The organism is Roseateles sp. GW821-FHT09G09, assembly GCF_059415965.1.
The window spans coordinates 128,616-149,008 of record NZ_JBWKOG010000004.1; the positions used below are offsets into that span (position 1 = coordinate 128,616).

Here is a 20,393-nt window from a genome sequence, read left to right on the forward strand (position 1 = left end):
CATGAAGCCCGAGGCATCCATGGTTCATGGTCCGACGGCAGGCTCCCCGGTCAGCAGCAAGGATCCGGTCGCGGCCCCCAAGGACCTTCCCTCCGTCGATCGCCTGCTGCGCGACGCGGCGGTGACGCACCTGATGGCGCGGCACGGCCACGCCTTCGTCGCCGCCGAGGCGCGCCGGCTGCTCGAATCCTCGCGCGAGCGCGCGCTGGCCGGCACCTTGACGGTGGATGAACTCCACCGCCTGCCGGCCGAGCTCGAGCGCTTGTGCGTCCAACGCCTCGCGCCGCGCATGCGCCGCGTGATCAACCTCACCGGCACGGTGCTGCACACCAACCTGGGTCGCGCGCTGCTCGCCGACGAGGCGCTGCGCCACGTGCTGGCCTGCATGAGTTCGCCCAACAACCTCGAGTTCGACCTCGCGCGCGGGGAGCGCGGCGACCGGGACAGCCTGATCGAATCGCTGTTGTGCGACATCACCGGCGCGGAGGCGGCGACGGTCGTCAACAACAACGCCGCCGCGGTGCTGCTGGGCATCGCCGCGCTGGCGGGCGGCAAGGAAGCTGTCGTGTCGCGCGGCGAGCTGGTCGAGATCGGCGGCGCGTTCCGCATGCCCGACGTGATGGCGGCGGCGGGGGCTCGCCTGGTGGAGGTCGGCACGACCAACCGCACGCACGCGGGGGACTATGCGTCGGCCATCGGCCCCGACACCGCGCTGCTGCTGAAGGTCCACACCAGCAACTACGCGATCCAGGGCTTCACCTCGTCGGTGAGCGAGGCCGAGCTCGCGCCGATCGCGAAGGCCGCGGGCGTGCCGCTGATGACGGACCTCGGCAGCGGCTCGCTGGTCGATCTGGCGCAGTGGGGGCTGCCGGCCGAGCCGCTGCCGCAGGCCATGCTGGCCGACGGCTGCGACGTCGTGACCTTCAGCGGCGACAAGCTGCTCGGCGGGCCGCAGGCGGGGCTGATCGTCGGCCGCCGCGACCTGGTGCAGAAGATCCGCAAGTTCCCGATGAAGCGCGCGTTGCGGCTGTCCAAGCTGCCGATGGCCGCGCTGGAGGCGACGCTGCGCCTGTACCAGCAGCCGGACCGTCTGACGCAGGACCTGCCGACCCTGCGGCTGCTGACGCGCCCGGTCGGACAGATCGAGGCGCAGGCGGAGCGGCTGCTGGCGCGCGTGGAAGACGCCGTCGCGCCGCGCTTCGGCGCGCGGGTGAGCGCGATGCGCGGGCAGATCGGCTCGGGCTCGTTGCCGGTGGAGACGCTGCCGTCGGCGGGCCTCGTGCTGACGCCGAGGCTGCCGGGCAAGCGCGGCATCGGTCGCGCGCTCGACGAGCTGCTCACGGCGCTGCGCGCGTTGCCGCTGCCGGTCATCGCCCGCGTGCAGGCCGACGAGCTCTGGATGGACCTGCGCTGCCTCGACGAGGCCCGGGAGGAACCCGACTTCATCGAGCAGCTGGCGCGGCTGAAGGAGTCGCTCGCATGATCGTCGGAACCGCCGGCCACATCGACCACGGCAAGACGACGCTGGTGAAGGCGCTGACCGGCGTCGACACGGACCGACTGCCCGAGGAGAAGCGGCGCGGCATCAGCATCGCGCTGGGGTACGCGTTCATGGACGCGGGCGCCGATGCCAACGCCGATGCCCGCATGTCGAGCGAAGGCAGGGGCGAGGGCGTGGGCGAGGGCCGTCGAATCGGCTTTGTCGACGTTCCGGGGCACGAGCGCCTCGTGCACACGATGCTGTCCGGCGCGACCAGCATCGACCATGCGCTGCTGCTGGTCGCCGCCGACGACGGCGTGATGCCGCAGACCCGCGAGCACCTGGCGCTGCTGACGCTGCTCGGCATCCCGCGCGGGACGATCGCGCTCACCAAGTGCGATCGCGTCGACGTGGCCACGCGCGCCCAGCGGCGCGAGGAAATCCGCGCGCTGGTGGCCGGCACGCCGTTCGCGGACGCGCCGGTGTTCGAGGTCGCCGCGACGGCGGGCGAGGGCGTGCGCGAACTGCGCGGGCACCTGATCGCCGAAGCGAAGGCGCTGCCGTCGCGCGAGGTCGCCGGACGCGGCTTCCGGCTGGCGGTGGACCGCGTGTTCAGCCTCGCCGGTATCGGCACCGTCTGCACCGGCACCGCGCATGCGGGCACGGTGGCGATCGGCGACGAGCTGCTGCTGTTGCCGCCCGTCCCCGGCCAGTCGCCGCGGCGCGGCCGCGTGCGCAGCCTGCATGCGCAGAACGCGCCGGCCGCGCGCGCCTCGGCCGGCCAGCGCGTCGCCATCGGCCTGGCCGGTCTGGAGAAGGACGAGGTCGAACGCGGTCAATGGCTGGCCGCGCCGGAGATCGCGCAGTGGACGGATCGCATCGACGTGCGCTTGCGGGTGTGGCCCGAAGAGATGAAGGCGCTGCGCAGCGGTTTGCCGGTGCACGTCCATGTGGGCGCGGAAACTGTCACTGGCTCGGTGGCGGTGCTCGGAGGCTCTGGTACCGCGGAGGCTGCTGGCCCTCACCCCCGCCCTCTCCCGCAAGCGGGAGAGGGAGTGACACGCGGCGCGGTGAGCGGTGAATTGCGGACGTTCGTGGGCTTGGAGGCCTTGCCGCCCGGCGGTGACGGGGTGGTGCAGCTCGTTCTTCATCGACCGATCGGCGCGTGGGCCGGCGATCGCGTCGTGCTGCGCGACGCGTCCGCGACGCGCGCGCTGGCGGGCGGCGTCGTGCTCGACCCTCAGGCGCCCGCGCGTTATCGCCGCACGCCGCAGCGGCTCGCGGAACTCGCCGCGCTGAGCGCGGACTCGCCCGCGCGGCGGCTCGCGGGCCTGCTGGCGCAGGCGCCGATGGGCGTCGATCTCGCGCGCTTCGCCGCGGGCCAGGGCGTGGCCGGCGACGCCCGCGTGACGCTGCTCGCGGCGGCCGGCGCATCGACGGTCGTGCTGGGCGCCGACGGACCGGTCTGGGCGCTGGGCGCGGCGCAGACGGCCCAGTGGGAAGCCGTCGCGCTGGCGCGGCTGGTGCGTCATCACGAGGAACAGCCCGAGGAGCTCGGCCCCGACCTTGCGCGCTGGCGCCGGCTGGCCGCGCCGCGGATGGCCGAGTCGCTGTGGCAGGCGCTGGTGCGGCGGATGGCGTCGGCCGGGCAGGTGGCGATCAGCGGCGCGTCGGCCCACCTGCCGGCGCACGGCGTCCAGCTGTCGGCGCTCGACGAGCGCCTGGCGCAGAAGGTGATGCCGCGCCTGCTGTCGGCGGGTTTCGAGGGCGCCTGGGCGCGCGACCTGGCCAAGGACGCGCATGAGCCCGAGGCCCTGGTGCGCACGACGCTGGCGCGCCTGTCCCAGCGGGGCGAGCTGTTCCAGGTCGTCAAGGACCTGTACTACGCGCCGGCGGCCGTCCAGGAACTGGCGCGCATCGCACGGGCCTCCGCCGTCGGCGGCGACGTGAAGGCCGCGGTGTTCCGCGACCGCAGCGGCCTGGGCCGCAAGCGCGCGATCCAGGTGCTCGAATTCTTCGACAAGGTCGGCGTGCTGCGGCGCGTCGGCGACGCGCACCGGCTGCGGACCGACTGCCGGCTGTTCATCGACGATCATGAGGGCGGCGGCGCGACCCGTGTCGACGCCGTCGAAGTCTCATGAACGCGCAACGATCACTGGAGAGACAACGATCCTGGTGGATCGGCCGGACTTCAAATCCGGTGGGCGATGCCACGCATCGCCGGGTGGGTTCGACTCCCATGTCTCTCCGCCACTGTCCTGAAGCTTCTTCCTGCCCTTCACCGGAGCCTTTGATGCCCAGCCTCTTCCGACAAGTCAGCCGTGCGCTGCAGGGAATCGTCACCGCGTCGCTGATCGGCGCCACCGTCGCCATGACCGTCGCCGGGCCCGCGACGGCGCAGCCGCTGCCGGTGCTGCGCGTGACGGCCATCCCCGATGAATCGCCGACCGAGCTCGCCCGCAAGTTCGCGCCGCTGGGCAGGTACCTGGAGAAGGAACTCGGCGTGAAGGTCGAATGGACCCCCGTCACGGACTACGCCGCCGCCGTCGAGGCGGTCGTCAACAAGAAGATCGACCTGGCCTGGTTCGGCGGCTTCACCTTCGTGCAGGCCAACGTGCGCTCCGGCGGCAAGATCGTGCCGCTGGTCCAGCGCGAGGAGGACGAGAAGTTCCGCTCCGTCTTCATCACCGACGCGAAGTCGGGCATCGGCAAGCTCGAGGACCTGAAGGGCAAGACGCTCAGTTTCGGCTCCGCGTCGTCGACCTCGGGCCACCTGATGCCGCGCTCCTTCCTGCTGGCCGCGAAGATCAATCCCGACACCGACCTCAAGCGCATCTCCTTCTCCGGCGCGCATGACGCCACCGTCGCCGCCGTCGCGTCGGGCAAGGTCGACGCGGGCGCGCTCAACATCTCCGTCTGGGAGAAGCTGGTCGCCGAGAAGAAGGTCGACACCTCGACCGTCAAGGTGTTCTTCACGACGCCGCCGTATTACGACTACAACTGGAGCGTCCATGCCGACATGCCGGCCGCGACGAAGGAGAAACTCAAGGCCGCGTTCCTGAAGCTCACCCCGTCGACGCCGGAAGGCAAGGAGATCCTCGACCTGCAGCGCGCGACGCGCTTCGTGCCGACCCAGCCGGAGAACTACGCCGGCATCAAGGCCGCGGCGGAGAACGCGGGTCTGCTGAAGTGAGCTGACGGGTGCCCCGCATGTCCGGCCCGCATCGACCGACCCGCCGCGCCTGGCCGGCCCTCGCGCGCTTCGCCGCCGCGTCCGTCGCCTCCGTCGCCTCCGTCGCCTCCGTCTCGTCCTTTGCGTCCTTCGCGGTTGCGTCCGTCGCTGTCGTGTTCATCGCCGTCGCGCTCATCGCCGGCCTGGTCGGCGAGGCTCGGGCCCAGACGCCCGGGCTGTTGCGTGTCAGCGCCATCCCGGGCGAGTCGCCCGCCGAGGTGGCCCGCCGCTTCGTGCCGCTGGGCAGGTACCTGGAGAAGGAGCTCGAGATGAAGGTCGAGTGGGTGCCGGGCACCGACTACGACCGGGTGGTGGACAGCCTCGTCCATCGCCAGGTGGACCTGGCCGTGCTGGGCGGCTTCGCCCTGGTGCGGGCCAACCAGATGTCCGGCGGCAAGATCATCCCGCTGATCCAGCGCGAGGGCGACAGCCACTACCGCTCCGTGTTCATCACGCCGGTCGGCTCCGGCATCCGGCGGCTCGAGGACCTGAAGGGCCGGACCTTCAGCTTCGGTCCGGCCACGTCGACTTCAGGACATCTGATGCCGCGCGCCGCCCTGCTGGCCGCGAAGATCGATCCCAACACCAGCTTGAAGCAGGTCGTCTTCTCCAGCGCCCACGACGGCACCGTGGCCGCCGTGGCTTCCGGCAAGGTCGACGCGGGCGCGGTGAATCTGTACCTCTGGGAGCGCCTGGTCGCGGAGAAGAAGGTCGACACCTCGGCCGTGAAGGTGTTCTTCACCACGCCGCCGTATTACGACGCCAACTGGAGCGTCCATGCCGACATGCCGGTCGCGACCCGGGAAGCGATCAAGGCCGCCTTCCTGAAGCTCAGTGCCGCCACGCCGGAAGGCCGGGAGATCCTCGATCTTCAGCGGGCGACGAAATACGTGCCGACGCGGATCGACAACTACAACGGCATCAAGGCCGCCGCCGAGAACGCCGGACTGCTGAAATGAACTGAGGCGATCGCGATGCGTCTGCTGGAACTGGACGGTCTGCAGCTTCGCGCCGGCGCGCGCACGCTGATCGAGCCGCTGTCGTTGCACATCGACACCGGCGAGCAGGTCGCGCTGATCGGCGCCTCGGGCGCCGGCAAGACCTCGTTGCTGCACGCGCTGGCGCTGGCACTGGCGCCGGTCGCGGGGAGCCTGCGTCTGGCGGGCCAGGACGCCTGGGCCTTGTCGTCGCGCGACCGCCATTGGCTGCGGCGCGAGTTGATGCTGGCGCCGCAGCATCCGCCCTTGCCCCCGCGCCAGCGCGTGGTGACGGCGGTGCTGGCCGGGCGGCTGCCCGGCGCGGCCATGGCCGACAGCCTGCGCATGCTGCTCAGCCCGACCGAGGCGCAGGCGCGCCTGGCGTTCGACGCGCTGGACCGGCTGGAACTCGGCGACCGGCTCTGGTCGCGCGTCGATCAGCTGTCCGGCGGCGAGCGCCAGCGCGTCGCGGTCGCGCGGCTGCTGGTGTCGAAGGCGCGGCTGTGGCTTGCCGACGAGCCGCTGTCGGCGCTGGATCCGCAGCGTGCGCAGCGCGTCCTGGAGGTGCTGCGGGACAGCGCCCGCGCGCAGGACCGGACGCTCGTGTGCAGCCTGCACCAGGTCGATCTGGCCTGCCGGCTGTTTCCGCGCGTGATCGCGCTGCGCGAGGGCCGTCTCGTCTATGACGGTCCGCCTCGGGACCTGGGCGCACGGCAGCTGGACGAGATCTACGCGGACCTGCTGAATGAGCCGCCGCCCGTGGCCGAGGACGCGGCGCGGCCGACGTCGCTGCCTCAGGCCATGTGTCGATGAGCGCCGCCGCCGCCGCCGCCGCGCCGTGGCGCCGCGATCCCGCCGCCACGCGACGTCTCGGCCTGGCCATCGGGCTGCTCGTGCTGCTGTGGCCGCTGCTGGTCTGGTGCGAGTTCCGGCCGTGGGAACTGCTCGACCCGCGCAGCCTGCGCGCGACGCTGCGATTCGGCGCGCAGTTCCTGACGCCGCGCGTGGATGGCGAGTTCCTCGCGATGCTGGCCACCGACACCTGGCGCACCGTCGCGATGGCGACGGTGGGCCTGGCGCTGGCGTGGGTGATCGCCGTGCCGATGGCGCTGCTGGCGACGGCGCGGCTGTCGGTGTCCGCGGTGGCCGGCCGCATGGGGACCCTGCCAGCGGCCTGGCGCGGCGCCGTGCGCCTGGTGCTGGTCGTGCTGCGCTCGGTGCCGGAACTGGTCTGGGCGCTGATGCTGGTGCGCGTCATCGGCCTGGGGCCCGGCGCGGGCGTGCTGGCGATCGCGCTGTCCTATGGCGGCATGCTCGGCAAGGTCTACGCCGAGATCCTCGAGAGCGCCGACGCCGCGCCCACGCAGGCCCTGCTGCGCGGCGGCGCCGGGCGCCTGCAGGCGCTGCTATTCGGCGCGCTGCCCGGCTGCGCCGACGAGCTGGTGAGCTACACGGTGTACCGCTGGGAATGCGCGATCCGGTCCTCGGTCGTGCTGGGTTTCGTGGGCGCCGGCGGGCTGGGGCAGCAACTGGACAACGCGACCAAGATGTTCGCGGGCTCGGAGGTCGCGACCATCCTGCTGGTGTTCATCGCGCTCGTGGCGATGGCGGACCGGATCAGCGCCTGGCTGCGCCCCGCGCGCGAGGCCGGGCAGGGGGCGGAGGCGTCGCGACCTGCCGGTCGCCCGGCCGCGCGGTGGGGCGTGCGCACCCTGCTCGCCGGTCTGCTCACGCTGCTGGTGGCGAGCTTCGCGACGCTGCCGCTGCGCTGGGGCGAACTGCTCGGTGCGGGCGCGCTCGCGCAGATGGGGCGCTTCATCGCGGAGTTCTTCCCGCCGCAATGGGCGCCGGCGTTTCTCGCGCGCGTCGGGCAGGGGGCGATGGAGACCTTGGCAATGTCGGCGCTCGGCAGCGGCCTGGCGGCGGTGGCCGGGCTGGCGATCGCGCTGGTGGCCAGCCGGCCGCCGGGGCCGCTGCGCTGGCTCTCGCGGCTGCTGCTCAACGCGCTGCGCAGCGTGCCGGAGCTGGTCTGGGCGGCGATCCTGCTGGTCTCGGCCGGCCTGGGGCCGATGCCCGGCACGCTGGCCCTGGCGTTGCACACGACCGGCGTGCTCGGCCGCCTGATGGCGGAGGCGCTCGAGAACGCGCCGCCGCAGACCGCCCAGGCCCTGCGCTGGGCGGGCGCGTCACGCTGGCAGGTGTTCGCGTTCGCGACGCTGCCGCAGGCGGCGCCGCAGTTGCTCAGCTACACGCTGTACCGGTGGGAAAACAACATCCGCGCCGCGACGGTGCTGGGCGTCGTCGGGGCCGGCGGGCTCGGCCAGATGTTGAGCCTGCATCTCAGCCTGTTCCAGATGCGCGAAACTTGCACCGTGCTGCTGGCGATGCTGGCGTTGGTGATGCTGGTCGACGCCTGTTCCTACGCGGCGCGCCGGAAGTTGAATCGATGAAGAATGCCGCCATGAACGACGACGCCCTGAAGCTGCTGCTGGCGCGCGCTTCGGTCGGGCCGAAGTACCTGATCGAGCCCGGCCCCGAGGAGGCGCACCTGCGCCTGATGGTCGACGCCGCGCTGCACGCGCCGGACCACGCGGGGCTGGTGCCTTTCCGTTTCAAGGTCGTGCGCGGCGAGGCGAAGCGGTTGATGGCGACGCTGTTCGCCGAGGCCGCGCGCCGCGCCGGCAAGGACGCGGCCGGCTTGGCAATGGACGAGGAACGCGCGCTGCGGCCGCCGGTGACGGTGGCTGTCGTCGCCCGGCTGGACATGGGGCATCCGCAGGTGCCGGCGCACGAGCAGTGGGCCTGCGTGGGCGGGGCGCTGACGAACTTCCTGAACGCCGCGCAGGCACTCGGCTTCGGCGGAAAAATGCTGAGTGGGGCGAAGGCGCGCGACCCGGGGCTGATCGCCGCGTTCTGCGAGCCGGGCGAGACGCTGCTCGGCTGGATCGCGATGGGCACGCCGGCGCCGTCGGACAAGCCGCCCAAGCAACGCGGCGCCAAGGAAGGCGCCGACCGCGCGCTGCAGTTCTGGGGTGGCTAGCCCTCAGCCGTCAGCCCTCAGCCGTAGATGTAGCTCTGCAATTGCGCGATCGTCAGCTCGTCGTCCGCGATGATGTTGTCCATCAGGTCCCTGATCGACAGCATGCCCACGACGGTCGATCCCTCGACGACCGGCAGGTGGCGGATCTTGCGCTGGCTCATCAGGCTCATGCACTCGCGGCACTCGGTGTCGGGCTTCACGACGAACACGTTGGCCGTCATCACTTCCTTGACCTGCGTGTTGCGCGAGTCGCGTCCCTGCAGCGCGATCTTGCGGGTGTAGTCGCGCTCCGAGAAGATGCCGAGCAGCCGCTCACCCTCCATCACCAGCAGCGCGCCGACGTCATGTTGCGCGAGCAGATGCAGTGCATCGAACACCGTCGCTTCCGGCGTGATGCGCCAGACGCTCGGGCCGCGGTTCTTCAACAGATCGGACACCGGTTTCATGGGGCCTCCTGGCGAAATCCTGGCGAATTGCTGAGGGACATCGAGCGCCCAAGATAAGCGCCTTGGCGGCGCGCCGCAAGCCCCTGCAAGACCCGACCCCCCAAGGAGCGAGGTCCCGATCGCCGCCTGTCCCGGGGATCGGGCACCCTCCCGCTCAGGCGGGGTGGGTCAGGTCGCGCAGGTGGGTGGGACCGGCGCGGCGCTCGATCTCGGCGAGCAGGTCGCGGCCCCAGCCCATCGCGAAGAGGGCCTCGCCGACGACGAACATCGGCCCCACCAGCAAGCCGATCAGGTCGTCGACGAAGGCGGGTTTGCGGCCCTCGTAATAGTGACCGACGAACTGGATGATCCAGCCCACGATGAAGCTGCCCAGGCCCCAGGCGAGCCAGCCGCCAAAGGAGCCCGCCGCCAGCGGGTGCGCCAACGCCATCAGCACCGCGTTGACCACGGCGGTGGCGAGGCCCAGGACCACGTTGCCGCGTGTCAGATACCAGATCGTCGCGGCGCTCCAGACCACCCAGGCGGCGGACACGGTCCAGTCGGCAATGTGGAACTGCGCCCGTGCGAGCAGCACGCCGATCGCGAAGACGATCAGCGGGATGCCGACGAAATGCGTGGCGATGTTGCGGCGGTCGCGGTGGTAGGCGGCGTACTGCGCCATCAGGTCGGTCGCTTGGCGGGCCATGGCAGTCTCCGTGCGGGGTGTCGTCGTGATGTCGCAATGCTAGTGCGACCAGCTTGTTTGTGCCGTTCAGAATGCAGGTCTGACCACTCTTGGTTTACCCCTATGCAAGTGTTGACGCGGGCAAGCGAGGTGCCTCGGGTTCTGCGGACCCGGCGGCGATGGGGCTTGGCAGGTGGGGCGGGCGGGACGGGCGCGGCGGGCGTTGCGATCCTGGCCGCGGCGTTGTCGCTCGCCGGATGCGGCAGTGCACCAATCGCCGCGGTACCGTCCGCGGGCGCTGCGTCGGACGCGACCGCGACGCCGGGTACGCCGGGTAGGCCGGCGCCGTCGCCCTGTCCGGCCTGGCTCGCGGCGCAGCAGCGGGGCGAAGGACGGCTCTACCGCGTCGATGCCGCGGGCTCGCAGGTCCGCATCCACGTGTTCCGCGCGGGGCGGCTCGCCAAGGTCGGCCACAACCACGTGCTCGGCGTCGAGCGGCTCGAGGGCCAGGTCTTCCTGCCCGCCGACGGCATCGCCGGTGCCGGCGTCGAACTGGCCTTCCGGCTCGACGACGTCGGCATCGACAAGCCCGACTGGCGCGCCGGACTCGGCGCGGAGTTCTCCAGCGTCCCCACGGCCTCCGACGTCGCCGGCACCCGGACCAACATGCTCCGCGCCATCGATGGCGAACGCTTCCCGACGATCTCGATGCGCAGCACGGCGGTGGCGGGCGCGTTCCCGGTCCTGGCGATCAAGCTCGCGGTGCAGTGGCACGGGCAGGTCCGCGAGATCGACGTGCCGGTGCGGGTCGTCCGGCCTGCCGGAGATGCGGCTTTGAGAGCCCAAGGCGCGCTCATCCTGCGTCAGAGCGAGTTCGGCATCACGCCGTTCTCCGTGTTCGGCGGGCTGCTCGCCATCCAGGATGAGCTGACGGTCGACGTCGATGTGGCGGCGGGGCCGGCTGCGGGCTGTCCCTAAGCCCGCAGGTCCAGGCTCATCAGGTCCTTGGCGTAGTAACGGCCGTCGGACAGACGGATGGCACGGGGGAGGTGACCGTAACGCGTGAAACCGGCCTGGCGGTAGACCGCGATGGCCGATTGATTGCCAGCGGTCACGCTGAGCGTCACGGCCTCGAGGCGCGGCTCGCGGCGCAGCAGGGCCAGCGCCTGCTGCAGCAGACGCTTGCCGATGCCGCGGCCGCGGAAATCGTCATCGACCATCATCCCGATCAGGTGCGCGATGTGCTGCACCTTCCTGCGGTTCTCGTGCTCGCAGGTCAACGCACCCACCAGACGGTCACCTTGCCACGCACCCAGCGTGAACAGCGACTTGCCGCCCGCCTGCGGATGCAGCCGCACGCGGTAGCTCGCCGCCTCGCGGGCCCGCTCGGTCTCCGCGTCGGAGGTGAAGGCCTGTTCGTGCCGCGCCAGCATCGCGTCGCGCAAGGCCTTGTAGGCGGCCAGGTCGCCTTCGGTCAGCAGGCGCAGCGTGATGGCATCGACGGTCGCGTCGACGTTCGTGCTGGCGTTCGTGCCGCCGTTCGGGTTAACGGAGTCGTTCGAGTCGCTCAAGCTCGCTCCTGTCGTTGATGTTGGCGAAGGCGTGGTCGTCGCCAGGTCGATCGAAGGCGACGCGCGCCAGCGGCAGGCCGGCCAGCCAGCCTTCGACGCGCCGTTCGCCCGCGCGCAGCGCGTCGGCCAGCGAGTCCCGGTGACCCGCGTGGATCAGGCTCGCGAGCGGCTGGCTGCGCAAGGGGTCGCCCGGCGCCTCGCGCCCGAGTGCCATGGCCGCGGTCTGGCCCGGACCCAGGCCGGCGGCCAGTCGGGCGAGGAGGTCCAGGGGCAGCCAGGGGCTGTCGCCGCTGACCACGAGCAGCCAGTCGTCGCCGTCATGGGCGGCGGCCATCGCGTCCAGCCCGGCCAGGATGCCGGCGAGCGGCCCTGGGAAGTCCGGCAGCGTGTCCTCGAGGACCGGATGGCCGAGTCGGCGGTAATCATCCAGATGGCGGTTGGCGCTGATGCACACGCGGCCGCCGGTCTGCGGCGCGATGCGTTCGAGCACGTGATCGACGAGGGGGCGGCCGAGGAAGGGCTGCAGCGGCTTGTCGACGCCGCCCATGCGCGTGGCGCGCCCGCCGCAGAGGACCAGCGCGGTGGCGCGCATCAGCCGCCGATGTAGTGCATCTCGACGCGGCGCGCCGGGCCGGAATCCGTGGCCGCCGGCAGGCTGGCGCGGAGCTCGGAGTAGCGGTCGTTGCGCCGTGTCCAGAGCGCGCCGAGCGCGGCGGCGATCTCGTCGTCGCTGCGGGCCTCGTGGGCGGCGTCGCCGCGCAGCAGGGCGCGCAGGTCGTGGCCGTCGCCGGCGAAGAGGCAGGTGTAGAGGCGCCCCTCGGTCGAGAGCCGCGCGCGGTTGCAGTCGCCGCAGAAGGCCTGGGTGACGCTGGAGATCAGGCCGATCTCGCCGCTGCCGTCGGCGTAGCCCCAGCGCGTGGCGGTCTCGCCGTCGGCCGAGGGCGCGAGCGGGACCAGGTCGGCGCCCAGTTCGACGTCTTGGCGCAGCCGGGCGAGGACGTCGGCGGACGGCAGGACTTCGTCCATGCGCCAGCCGTTGCTCATGCCGACGTCCATGTACTCGATGAAGCGCAGCACGACGCCGGTGCCGCGGAAGTGGCGCGCCATCGGGACGATCTGGTCGTCGTTGGTGCCGCGCTTGACGACCATGTTGACCTTGATCGGCGCCAGGCCGACGGCCTGCGCGGTCTCGATGCCGTGCAGCACGTCGGCGACGGGGAAGTCCACGTCGTTCATGCGGCGGAAGATGGCGTCGTCGAGCGCGTCCAGGCTGACCGTGACGCGCTGGAGTCCGGCGTCCTTGAGCGCCTGCGCCTTGCGGGCGAGCAGCGAGCCGTTGGTGGTGAGCGTGAGATCGAGCGGCAGGCCCTCGGGCGTGCGCAACGCGGCCAGCTGGGCGATGAGCGCCTCGAGGTGACGGCGCAGCAGCGGCTCGCCGCCGGTCAGGCGCAGTTTCTGGACGCCGAGCTGGGCGAAGACGCGAGCCAGACGGGCGATCTCCTCGAAGGAGAGCAGGTCGCGGTGGGGGAGGAAGGCGTAGTCCTTGTCGAACACGTCCTTGGGCATGCAATAGCTGCAGCGGAAGTTGCAGCGGTCGGTGACGGAGATCCGCAGGTCGCGCAGCGGCCGGCCGCGCGCATCCAGCCACGGGCCGCTGCGGGGCGGCGGCAGCGGATGCGGCACGGGAGGCGTCCGCCCGATCTGGCGCAGATCGAGCAGCGGAATCACACCATCGGTCATGGACCGGATTGTGCCGCCGCCGGCCCGCCCGCGCCCGCGCAAGCCCTTCGAATGGCGACGATGTTCCAGAAGTACGCGAAAGACGTGTGGACCGAGGCGGAACGCGTGGACTTCATCAGTTGGATCGCACTGAACCCGGAGGCCGCGACGTCATTCCGGGCAGCGGCGGTTGTCGCAAGATTCGTTGGACGAAGGCGGGGCGCGGCAAGCGCGGCGGAGTCCGAGTGATCTATTTCAATGTCGAGGACGAGGTGATCTGGCTGTTGATCGTGTATTCGAAGGCTGCTTACGACAGTCTCCCCGCCGCATTTCTGGAAGAGCTCAAGCAAGGAGTCGAAGATGCCTAAGGACAAGGAGAAGTTCCAGCAGGACTTGCTGGCGTCGATCCGGCAGATGAGGTCCGGGCAGGCGGCCCGGGTCACCCGCGTCGAGATTCCTGGGGCTGCGGAGGCTCGCGCCTGCACGGGCTTGTCCCAGACGGATTTCGCCGGTCTGCTGGGGGTGTCGAAGCGGACGTTGCAGGAATGGGAGCAAGGACGGCGGGAACCGACCGGTGCGGCCCGGACGTTGCTGCGTGTCGCCATGGCTCACCCCGAGGTCTTGCTGGAGCTTCGCTGAACGGTATTCGCCCTCGTCACCCTGTAGGACCTGTCACTTGCGTGACGAGGCCGGCAGCGGTCGAATCGCGGCATGAGCCTGACCCCCACGACCGTGGTCCATGCGGACCTGGCCAGCTTCGTCGCCTTCGGCGAAGCCCTCACCGACATGATCCGCGTCGACCACGGCCAGTGGCGCAGCCGCAGCGGCGGCTCGCCCTGGAACGTCGCGATCGCGATGTCGCGCCTGGGCCAGCTCAGTGCGTTCGCCGGCGGCATCAGCAAGGACGCGTTCGGCCAGGCGATCTGGCAGGCCAGCGCCGACGCCAGCCTGGACCTGCGCTTCATCCAGCAGTTCGCCAAGTCGCCGCTGGTGGCCTACGTCCATCAGCTCGATCCGCCGGAGTACGCCTTCGTCGGCGACGACAGCGCCGACCTGCACTTCCGCCCCCACGCCTTGCCCGCCGGCTGGCGCCGCGCGCTGCGCTGGGCGCACTTCGGCTCGATCAGCCTGACCCGCGAACCGCTCGCGGCCCGCTTGATCGCGCTGGCCGAGTCCCTCAAGGACGAGGGCGTGCGCATCAGCTACGACCCCAACTACCGCATGTCCATGGACTCGCGCTACGACCGCACGCTGGAACGCATGTGCCGGCTGGCGGACGTCATCAAGGTCTCGGACGAGGACCTGCGCGGCCTGTTCCGCAGCCGCGACCACCACCTGGGCCTGGCGCAGATCTCGGCCTGGAACCCGCGCGCGATCGTGATGCTGACGCTGGGCGAGCGCGGCGCGCAGCTCTTCCATCCGAAGGCGGACCTGAGCGCGGCGCCGCCGCCGCTGGACCATGTCGTCGACACCATCGGCGCCGGCGACGCCGCCATGGCCGGGCTGCTCTACAGCCTCATGAACGGCGGCACGCAGGATCCTGAGGAACACCTGCGCTGGGCCGTGGCCGCCGGCGCGGCGGCCTGTGCCGGCGCGGGCGTGGACGGGCTCTCGGCCGGGCTGGTCACCTCGCTCATCGACCAGGTGCAGGTCAGGCGCGCCGAGATGGCCTGAAAATGGCCCAGCGGCCCAGCGGGCTGAACAACGAGGTCGCCTGTGTGCGAGCGACGATCCCGTACTGAGTGCAATGCGAGCAATGCTTGCAATGCTTGCAATGCGTTCACGGCGTCGGCTCAGGGCTCGTCGCGCAGCGCCTGCCGGAAAGCTCGCGCGATGGCGTCCAGTGCGGCCCGGCGCTGCAACTGTCGATGGACGGCGATTTCGCCCTCCCGTCCCGAGCGGGCTGCCTTCAGCGCGGCGTCGACCTGCCCGCGGTGCATCATGGACTGGGCCTTGGCCCAGGGGCCGCGCTTCGATTCCAACCGCGATCGCAGGCGCTTCAGTTCATTGAGGGGCAGGGGCGCCAGGCAGGGCTTGAGGTAAGCCGCCACGGTGAGCGCCACGAAGTCGCGCTCGTCCGCGGAGTCTCCGCGCTGGTCATGGGCCGTCCGGAAGTCCAGACGCATCCTGGCGATCAGCGGGACGAGGGCCGCGTGGAGTTCCAGCACCGCAACAACCGCCTCCGATCGTGCCGCCGGGTTCCACACGGTCCTCAGCGCCATCGGCTTGCCGTGGACCTGGATCAGCTTGCGCAACGCAAGGCCGAGCGCGTTCCCTTCCGGCCGGCTGCTGCCCCACAGCGGATCGCGCCGGGGCTGCGGCGCGGCTTCCTGCGGGACGGCGGGCGCGACCGGTCGCGGCGCTGCACGCACCGGCACGACCTGCTCGGCGGCGAACTCACTGTCCATCGGCAACGCCATCGGCTCGGTGGGCCGGTCATCCAGCATCCCGAAGGCGACGTCTTCCAGGGTCGAGGAGATGTAGACCGCCTGGCCCCGGTCGAGCCGGGCGACGAACCTCGCGCGGCTGACCGTGGCCGCCAGCGCGCTCCTGGCCCGATCGATGGACGTGGGCGTCGGCGGGCCTTGTCCGGCATCGGATCGCCCGGCTTGCGAGGCGAGGAGGCCGGGCGCGTGGCGTTGGCGGCCAGTGGACAGATTCACGAGCGAACTCCGCAATTGAGAGGGTTCCATGCTCGTGGTTCGTCCGCCTCTCGACCATGACGATCATCGACGGATCCGGGCGACCGACTGACTCCAAGTCAGCAGTGATCCCTGTCAAGCTGCTACTCGCCGGTGTCGCGCTTCGTCGCCACCAACGTCTTCGGCCCGCCGACCTGCAGGCGAGGGCGGTCCGCCTCTTCCTCGGCCAATGGCGCGACCTCGACCAGGCTCGCATGACAGCGCCGTGCCAGGTCTTGATAGGTCTCGGTGCCGACGCGCTTCCAGCGGATCTCGTCCTCGGTCAGCGGGCGCGTCACCTTCGCGGGCAGACCCGCGATGAGCGACTTCTCCGGCAGCTTCAGCCCCGCCCGCACGAACGCGCAGGCGGCGACGATGCTGAACGCGCCGACCTCCGCCTCGTCCATCACCACCGCGTTCATGCCGACCAGCGCGTCGTGCCGCACCACGCAGCCGTGCAGCACCGCGCCATGGCCGATGTGGCCGTTGGTCTCGACGACCGTGTCCGAGTCCGGGAAGCCATGGACCACGCAGGTGTCCTGCACGTTGGCGCCGGCCATCAGCCGGATGCGTCCGAAGTCCCCCCGCAAGGAGGCGCAAGGCCCCACATAACAGTCAGGGCCGACGATCACGTCCCCGATCAGCACCGCCGTCGGGTGGACGTAGGCGCTCGGATGGACGACGGGCGAGAGGCCGTCGATGGCGTAGCAGGGCATGGAATGCGCTCCTTCTAGGTGGTAACCCCAGGTTTCCGACCTTGTCTTGCGATGCGATGGCTCGTAGTATCTACCGACCGGTCGGTAAATAGAAGCCGATCAACAAAAGCTGAAAAAGCTGAATCCATAGCCGGCCGAGGAGACAAGCCGAATGAGCACCGCCACCACGACCCCATCCACCGCTGCCGAAGACAGTCCGCTGCTGATCAGCACCGAGGGCGCCGTCCGTGTCCTCACGCTGAACCGGCCGCAGGCGCTGAACGCGTTCACGACCGGCCTGCTGGGCCAGTTGAGAGTCGCGCTCGACGACGCGGCGCTGGACGAGACCGTGCGGGCGGTGCTCATCACGGGCGCGGGCCGCGCGTTCTGCGCGGGCCAGGACCTGTCGGATCCCCACATCAAGCCGGAGTTCGATGAGCACGCGGATCCGGCGACCGCTGCCGACGTCCACAAGAGGCCCAAGGCCAAGGACATCGGCAACCTGCTCGACCACTACTACATCCCGCTCGCGCTGCGCCTGCGCAGCATGCCGGTGCCGACCGTGTGCGCCGTCAACGGCGTGGCCGCGGGCGCGGGCGCGAACTTCGCGCTCGGCTGCGACCTCGTGCTGGCGGGACAGTCGGCCTCGTTCATCCAGGCGTTCTCGAAGATCGGGCTGGTGCCCGACTGCGGCGGCACCTGGCTGCTGACGCGCCTGGTGGGCCGCGCCCGCGCGATGCAGCTGGCGCTGCTCGGCGACAAGCTGCCCGCCGCCGACGCGCAGTCCTGGGGCCTGATCGCGCGCTGCGTCGCCGATGCCGAGCTGCAGAGCGAGGCGATGGCCACCGCGCAGAAGCTCGCCCGGATGCCGACCAAGGCGCTGGTGCAGACGCGCGAGGCGCTCGACGGCGCGATGGACCTGGAGTTCGAGGACGCCCTCAAGCTCGAAGCCCGGCTGCAGAGCCAGCTCGGCTACGCGCACGACTACCTCGAGGGCGCCGCCGCCTTCCTGACCAAGCGTCAGCCGACCTTCAAGGACCGCTGATGAGCGAGACCCTGGATCCCCGTGTCGATGCGCAGCGCGTGGCCGAAGCGGTCCGCGACACCATGTTCGCCAATGACCGCGCCTCGAAGGGCCTGGGCATGCGCATCGACGCCATCGGCCCCGGCACCGCGACGCTGTCGATGACGGTGCGCGAGGACATGCTCAACGGCTTCGACATCTGCCACGGCGGCTTTGTGACGACGCTGGCCGATTCCTGTTTCGCCTTCGCCTGCAACTCGCACAACGAGGTGACGGTGGCTTCGGGCTTCGCGATCGACATCGTCGCGCCGTCCCGGCTGGGCGACGTCCTGAGCGCGCAAGCCGTCGAGACCTCGCTGGCCGGCCGCACCGGCGTCTACGACATCCGCATCACCAATCAACGCGACGAATTGATCGCGGTCTTCCGGGGCCGGTCCTACCGCATCAAGGGCAAGCCCGTGGTGCCGGAACTGGCCGCCGCGCGCTGAGCGCGCCGGTGCCCCGCAATGAGCAGAGCGGTCAGGAGACAGACCCCATGACGGTGAAGACCTTCCAGCCCGAGCACCTCGAGCCCATCGAGCGCGCCAGCCAGGACGAGCTGCGCGCGCTGCAGCTGCAGCGCCTGAAGTGGTCGCTCAAGCATGCCTACGAGAACGTGCCGCACTACAAGGCCGCGTTCGACGCGAAGGGCGTCCATCCGGACGACCTGAAAGATCTGTCCGACCTGCGCCTGTTCCCGTTCACGACGAAGAAGGACCTGCGCGACAACTATCCGTTCGGCCTCTTCGCGGTGCCGCGCGAGCAGGTGGTGCGGGTGCACGCGTCGTCCGGCACGACGGGCAAGCCGACCGTCGTCGGCTACACGCAGCGCGACATCGACACCTGGGCCGACCTGGTCGCGAGATCGCTGCGCGCCGCCGGCACCCGCAAGGGCGACATCGTCCACATCGCCTACGGCTACGGCCTGTTCACCGGCGGGCTGGGCGCGCATTACGGCGCCGAGCGCCTGGGCTGCACCGTCATCCCGATGTCGGGCGGACAGACCGAGAAGCAGGTCCAGCTGATCCAGGACTTCAAGCCCGACGTCATCATGGTGACGCCGAGCTACATGCAGGTGATCGTCGAGGAGTTCGTGCGTCAGGGCCTGGACCCGCGCGCGTCCTCGCTGAAGACCGGCGTCTTCGGCGCCGAGCCCTGGACCGAGGCGATGCGCCGCGAGATCGAGCTCAAGGCCGGCATCGACGCGGTCGACATCTACGGCCTGTCCGAGGTGATGGGGCCGGGCGTTGCCAGCGAGTGCATCGAGACCAAGGACGGTCCGGTGATCTGGGAGGACCACTTCTATCCCGAGATCATCGATCCCGAGACCGGCGAGGTGCTGCCGGAAGGCTCCGAGGGGGAACTGGTGTTCACCTCGCTGAGCAAGGAGGCGCTGCCGGTGGTCCGCTACCGCACGCGCGACCTGACGCGCCTGCTGCCGCCGACCGCGCGCAGCATGCGGCGCATGGGCAAGATCGTCGGCCGCAGCGACGACATGCTGATCATCCGCGGCGTCAACCTGTTCCCGACGCAGATCGAGGAACTGGTGCTCGCCGAACCCGGCCTGTCGGGCCAGTACCAGATCGTCGTCAGCCGCGACGGCCACCTCGACGAGGTCGAGGTGCGCTGCGAGCTGTCCGCCGCGGGCGGCGGCGACGCGCAGGCGATGTCGAAGTCGCTGCAGCACCGCATCAAGACGCTGATCGGCGTGTCGACCCGTGTGACGGTTGGCGCGCCGGATTCGATCGAAAGAACGCTGGTGGGCAAGGCCCGCCGCGTCGTGGACCAACGTCCGAAGAACTCGTAAGGAGTCCATCCATGTACACGCAAGCCATGAGCGTCGGTCCGCAGGACCAGGCGACCAAGCTGCAGACCGCTGAAGAGCAGCAGCGCAACGAGGCCTTCGAAGCCCGGATCGACGCGGGCGACTTCATCGAGGCCAAGGACTGGATGCCGGAGCACTACCGCAAGACGCTGGTGCGGCAGATCAGCCAGCATGCGCATTCGGAGATCGTCGGCATGCTGCCGGAAGGCAACTGGATCACGCGCGCGCCGACGCTCAAGCGCAAGGCGATCCTGCTGGCCAAGGTGCAGGACGAGGGCGGTCACGGGCTCTACCTGTATTCCGCCGCCGAGACCCTGGGCACCAGCCGCGACCAGATGCTGGACGCGCTGCACACGGGCAAGGCGAAGTACAGCTCCATCTTCAACTACCCGACGCTGACCTGGGCCGACATCGGCGTGGTCGGCTGGCTGGTGGACGGCGCGGCGATCATGAACCAGGTGCCGCTGTGCCGCTGCTCCTACGGCCCGTACGCCCGCGCGATGATCCGCATCTGCCGCGAGGAGTCCTTCCATCAGCGCCAGGGCTACGAGAGCCTGCTGGTCATGATGCGCGAGGGCACGGACGCGCAGAAGGCGATGGTGCAGGACGCGGTGAACCGCTGGTGGTGGCCGTCGCTGATGATGTTCGGGCCGGCGGACAAGGATTCGCCGAACTCCGAGCAGTCGATGCGCTGGGGCATCAAGCGCCTGACCAACGACGAGCTGCGCCAGAAGTTCGTCGACGCGACCGTGCCGCAGGCCGAGCTGCTCGGCATCACGCTGCCCGATCCCGACCTGAAGTGGAACGCCGAGCGCGACCACCACGATTTCGGCGCCATCGACTGGGCCGAGTTCTGGCGCGTCGTCGGCGGCAACGGCCCGTGCAACACCGAGCGCCTGGGCACCCGCGTCAAGGCCTGGGACGACGGCGCCTGGGTCCGCGACGCCGCGCTCGCCCACGCGAAGAAGCGCGCCACCGAAGCCAAGGCGGCCTGATCGAT

22 protein-coding genes and 1 tRNA gene are annotated in these 20,393 nt (G+C 70.6%); 16 read left to right on the top strand and 7 right to left on the bottom strand.

Annotated features, from left to right (window positions below; all coding sequences use genetic code 11):
* Positions 1–19 precede the first annotated feature (19 nt).
* The 8 genes from selA to AC07O8_RS12035 all read left to right on the top strand — a co-directional run bounded on the left by selA (position 20) and on the right by AC07O8_RS12035 (position 8,729).
* A complete protein-coding gene (gene selA / locus AC07O8_RS12000; protein WP_495048245.1) occupies positions 20–1,483 on the top strand; it encodes an L-seryl-tRNA(Sec) selenium transferase in 1,464 nt (487 codons plus the stop codon).
* A complete protein-coding gene (selB, locus tag AC07O8_RS12005) occupies positions 1,480–3,621 on the top strand; it encodes a selenocysteine-specific translation elongation factor (RefSeq protein ID WP_495048246.1) in 2,142 nt (713 codons plus the stop codon). The genes selA and selB overlap by 4 nt, the downstream gene beginning before the upstream one ends.
* A 16-nt stretch (positions 3,622–3,637) precedes the next feature.
* A tRNA-Sec gene (locus AC07O8_RS12010) sits at positions 3,638–3,733 on the top strand.
* A 40-nt stretch (positions 3,734–3,773) separates the two neighbouring features.
* Positions 3,774–4,673: a putative selenate ABC transporter substrate-binding protein gene (locus AC07O8_RS12015; RefSeq protein ID WP_495048247.1), complete on the top strand. Its 900-nt coding sequence runs from the start codon at positions 3,774–3,776 to the stop codon at positions 4,671–4,673.
* 17 nt (positions 4,674–4,690) lie between these two features.
* A complete protein-coding gene (locus AC07O8_RS12020) occupies positions 4,691–5,671 on the top strand; it encodes a putative selenate ABC transporter substrate-binding protein (RefSeq protein ID WP_495048248.1) in 981 nt (326 codons plus the stop codon).
* A 15-nt stretch (positions 5,672–5,686) separates the two neighbouring features.
* On the top strand, positions 5,687–6,502 hold the full coding sequence (locus tag AC07O8_RS12025) for a phosphonate ABC transporter ATP-binding protein (protein ID WP_495048249.1): 816 nt from the start codon (positions 5,687–5,689) through the stop codon (positions 6,500–6,502).
* The gene (phnE, locus tag AC07O8_RS12030; RefSeq protein ID WP_495048250.1) at positions 6,499–8,139 is read left to right on the top strand and encodes a phosphonate ABC transporter, permease protein PhnE; all 1,641 of its coding nucleotides are present in this window, start codon (positions 6,499–6,501) and stop codon (positions 8,137–8,139) included. Before AC07O8_RS12025 ends, phnE begins: the two co-directional genes overlap by 4 nt.
* Before the next feature lie 11 nt (positions 8,140–8,150).
* On the top strand, positions 8,151–8,729 hold the full coding sequence (locus AC07O8_RS12035; RefSeq protein WP_495048251.1) for a nitroreductase family protein: 579 nt from the start codon (positions 8,151–8,153) through the stop codon (positions 8,727–8,729).
* A gap of 17 nt (positions 8,730–8,746) precedes the next feature.
* On the opposite strand, the gene AC07O8_RS12040 is transcribed toward AC07O8_RS12035, so the two are convergent.
* A complete protein-coding gene (locus AC07O8_RS12040; RefSeq protein WP_495048252.1) occupies positions 8,747–9,175 on the bottom strand; it encodes a CBS domain-containing protein in 429 nt (142 codons plus the stop codon).
* Between the two features lie 154 nt (positions 9,176–9,329).
* Entirely contained in the window at positions 9,330–9,860 is a 531-nt protein-coding gene (locus tag AC07O8_RS12045) for an Mpo1 family 2-hydroxy fatty acid dioxygenase (RefSeq protein ID WP_495048253.1), read from the bottom strand.
* A gap of 165 nt (positions 9,861–10,025) precedes the next feature.
* On the opposite strand from AC07O8_RS12045, the gene AC07O8_RS12050 reads away from it, so the two are divergent.
* Positions 10,026–10,817 carry a YceI family protein gene (locus AC07O8_RS12050; protein ID WP_495048254.1) on the top strand — a complete coding sequence of 264 codons (792 nt, stop codon included), beginning with the start codon at positions 10,026–10,028 and terminating at the stop codon, positions 10,815–10,817.
* Here AC07O8_RS12050 and AC07O8_RS12055 read toward each other — a convergent pair.
* The 3 genes from AC07O8_RS12055 to moaA are packed head-to-tail and all read right to left on the bottom strand — an operon-like array spanning position 10,814 to position 13,150.
* Positions 10,814–11,410 (bottom strand): GNAT family N-acetyltransferase, encoded by a 597-nt coding sequence (locus AC07O8_RS12055; RefSeq protein ID WP_495048255.1) that lies wholly within the window; start codon positions 11,408–11,410, stop codon positions 10,814–10,816. The genes AC07O8_RS12050 and AC07O8_RS12055 overlap by 4 nt on opposite strands.
* The gene (mobA, locus tag AC07O8_RS12060) at positions 11,385–12,002 is read right to left on the bottom strand and encodes a molybdenum cofactor guanylyltransferase MobA (RefSeq protein WP_495048256.1); all 618 of its coding nucleotides are present in this window, start codon (positions 12,000–12,002) and stop codon (positions 11,385–11,387) included. Before mobA ends, AC07O8_RS12055 begins: the two co-directional genes overlap by 26 nt.
* On the bottom strand, positions 12,002–13,150 hold the full coding sequence (gene moaA, locus AC07O8_RS12065) for a GTP 3',8-cyclase MoaA (RefSeq protein ID WP_495048257.1): 1,149 nt from the start codon (positions 13,148–13,150) through the stop codon (positions 12,002–12,004). Before moaA ends, mobA begins: the two co-directional genes overlap by 1 nt.
* Positions 13,151–13,269: 119 nt before the next feature.
* Here moaA and AC07O8_RS12070 point away from each other — a divergent pair, with 119 nt between their 5' ends.
* The 3 genes from AC07O8_RS12070 to AC07O8_RS12080 all read left to right on the top strand — a co-directional run bounded on the left by AC07O8_RS12070 (position 13,270) and on the right by AC07O8_RS12080 (position 14,803).
* Positions 13,270–13,497, top strand: coding sequence for a hypothetical protein (locus AC07O8_RS12070; protein WP_495048258.1), 228 nt, complete (start codon positions 13,270–13,272; stop codon positions 13,495–13,497).
* On the top strand, positions 13,490–13,768 hold the full coding sequence (locus AC07O8_RS12075) for a helix-turn-helix domain-containing protein (RefSeq protein WP_495048259.1): 279 nt from the start codon (positions 13,490–13,492) through the stop codon (positions 13,766–13,768). The genes AC07O8_RS12070 and AC07O8_RS12075 overlap by 8 nt, the downstream gene beginning before the upstream one ends.
* Before the next feature lie 72 nt (positions 13,769–13,840).
* Positions 13,841–14,803, top strand: a complete 963-nt coding sequence (locus AC07O8_RS12080) for a carbohydrate kinase family protein (protein WP_495048260.1) — start codon at positions 13,841–13,843, stop codon at positions 14,801–14,803.
* Positions 14,804–14,922: 119 nt separating this feature from the next.
* Here the strand turns inward: AC07O8_RS12080 and AC07O8_RS12085 are convergent, their stop codons facing one another.
* A complete protein-coding gene (locus AC07O8_RS12085; protein ID WP_495048261.1) occupies positions 14,923–15,792 on the bottom strand; it encodes a hypothetical protein in 870 nt (289 codons plus the stop codon).
* A 122-nt stretch (positions 15,793–15,914) separates the two neighbouring features.
* Positions 15,915–16,526 carry a phenylacetic acid degradation protein PaaY gene (locus AC07O8_RS12090; protein ID WP_495048262.1) on the bottom strand — a complete coding sequence of 204 codons (612 nt, stop codon included), beginning with the start codon at positions 16,524–16,526 and terminating at the stop codon, positions 15,915–15,917.
* A 151-nt stretch (positions 16,527–16,677) separates the two neighbouring features.
* Between AC07O8_RS12090 and AC07O8_RS12095 the strand changes: the two genes are divergently transcribed.
* Genes AC07O8_RS12095 through paaA form a run of 4 tightly spaced genes read left to right on the top strand, consistent with a single transcriptional unit; the run spans position 16,678 to position 20,388 of the window.
* Positions 16,678–17,550 (top strand): enoyl-CoA hydratase-related protein, encoded by an 873-nt coding sequence (locus tag AC07O8_RS12095; RefSeq protein ID WP_495048263.1) that lies wholly within the window; start codon positions 16,678–16,680, stop codon positions 17,548–17,550.
* Complete coding sequence (gene paaI / locus AC07O8_RS12100; RefSeq protein WP_495048264.1) at positions 17,550–18,017, top strand: hydroxyphenylacetyl-CoA thioesterase PaaI; 468 nt, start codon at positions 17,550–17,552, stop codon at positions 18,015–18,017. Before AC07O8_RS12095 ends, paaI begins: the two co-directional genes overlap by 1 nt.
* 47 nt (positions 18,018–18,064) lie before the next feature.
* Entirely contained in the window at positions 18,065–19,375 is a 1,311-nt protein-coding gene (gene paaK / locus AC07O8_RS12105) for a phenylacetate--CoA ligase PaaK (protein WP_495048265.1), read from the top strand.
* A gap of 11 nt (positions 19,376–19,386) precedes the next feature.
* A complete protein-coding gene (paaA, locus tag AC07O8_RS12110) occupies positions 19,387–20,388 on the top strand; it encodes a 1,2-phenylacetyl-CoA epoxidase subunit PaaA (RefSeq protein ID WP_067269204.1) in 1,002 nt (333 codons plus the stop codon).
* Positions 20,389–20,393 lie beyond the last annotated feature (5 nt).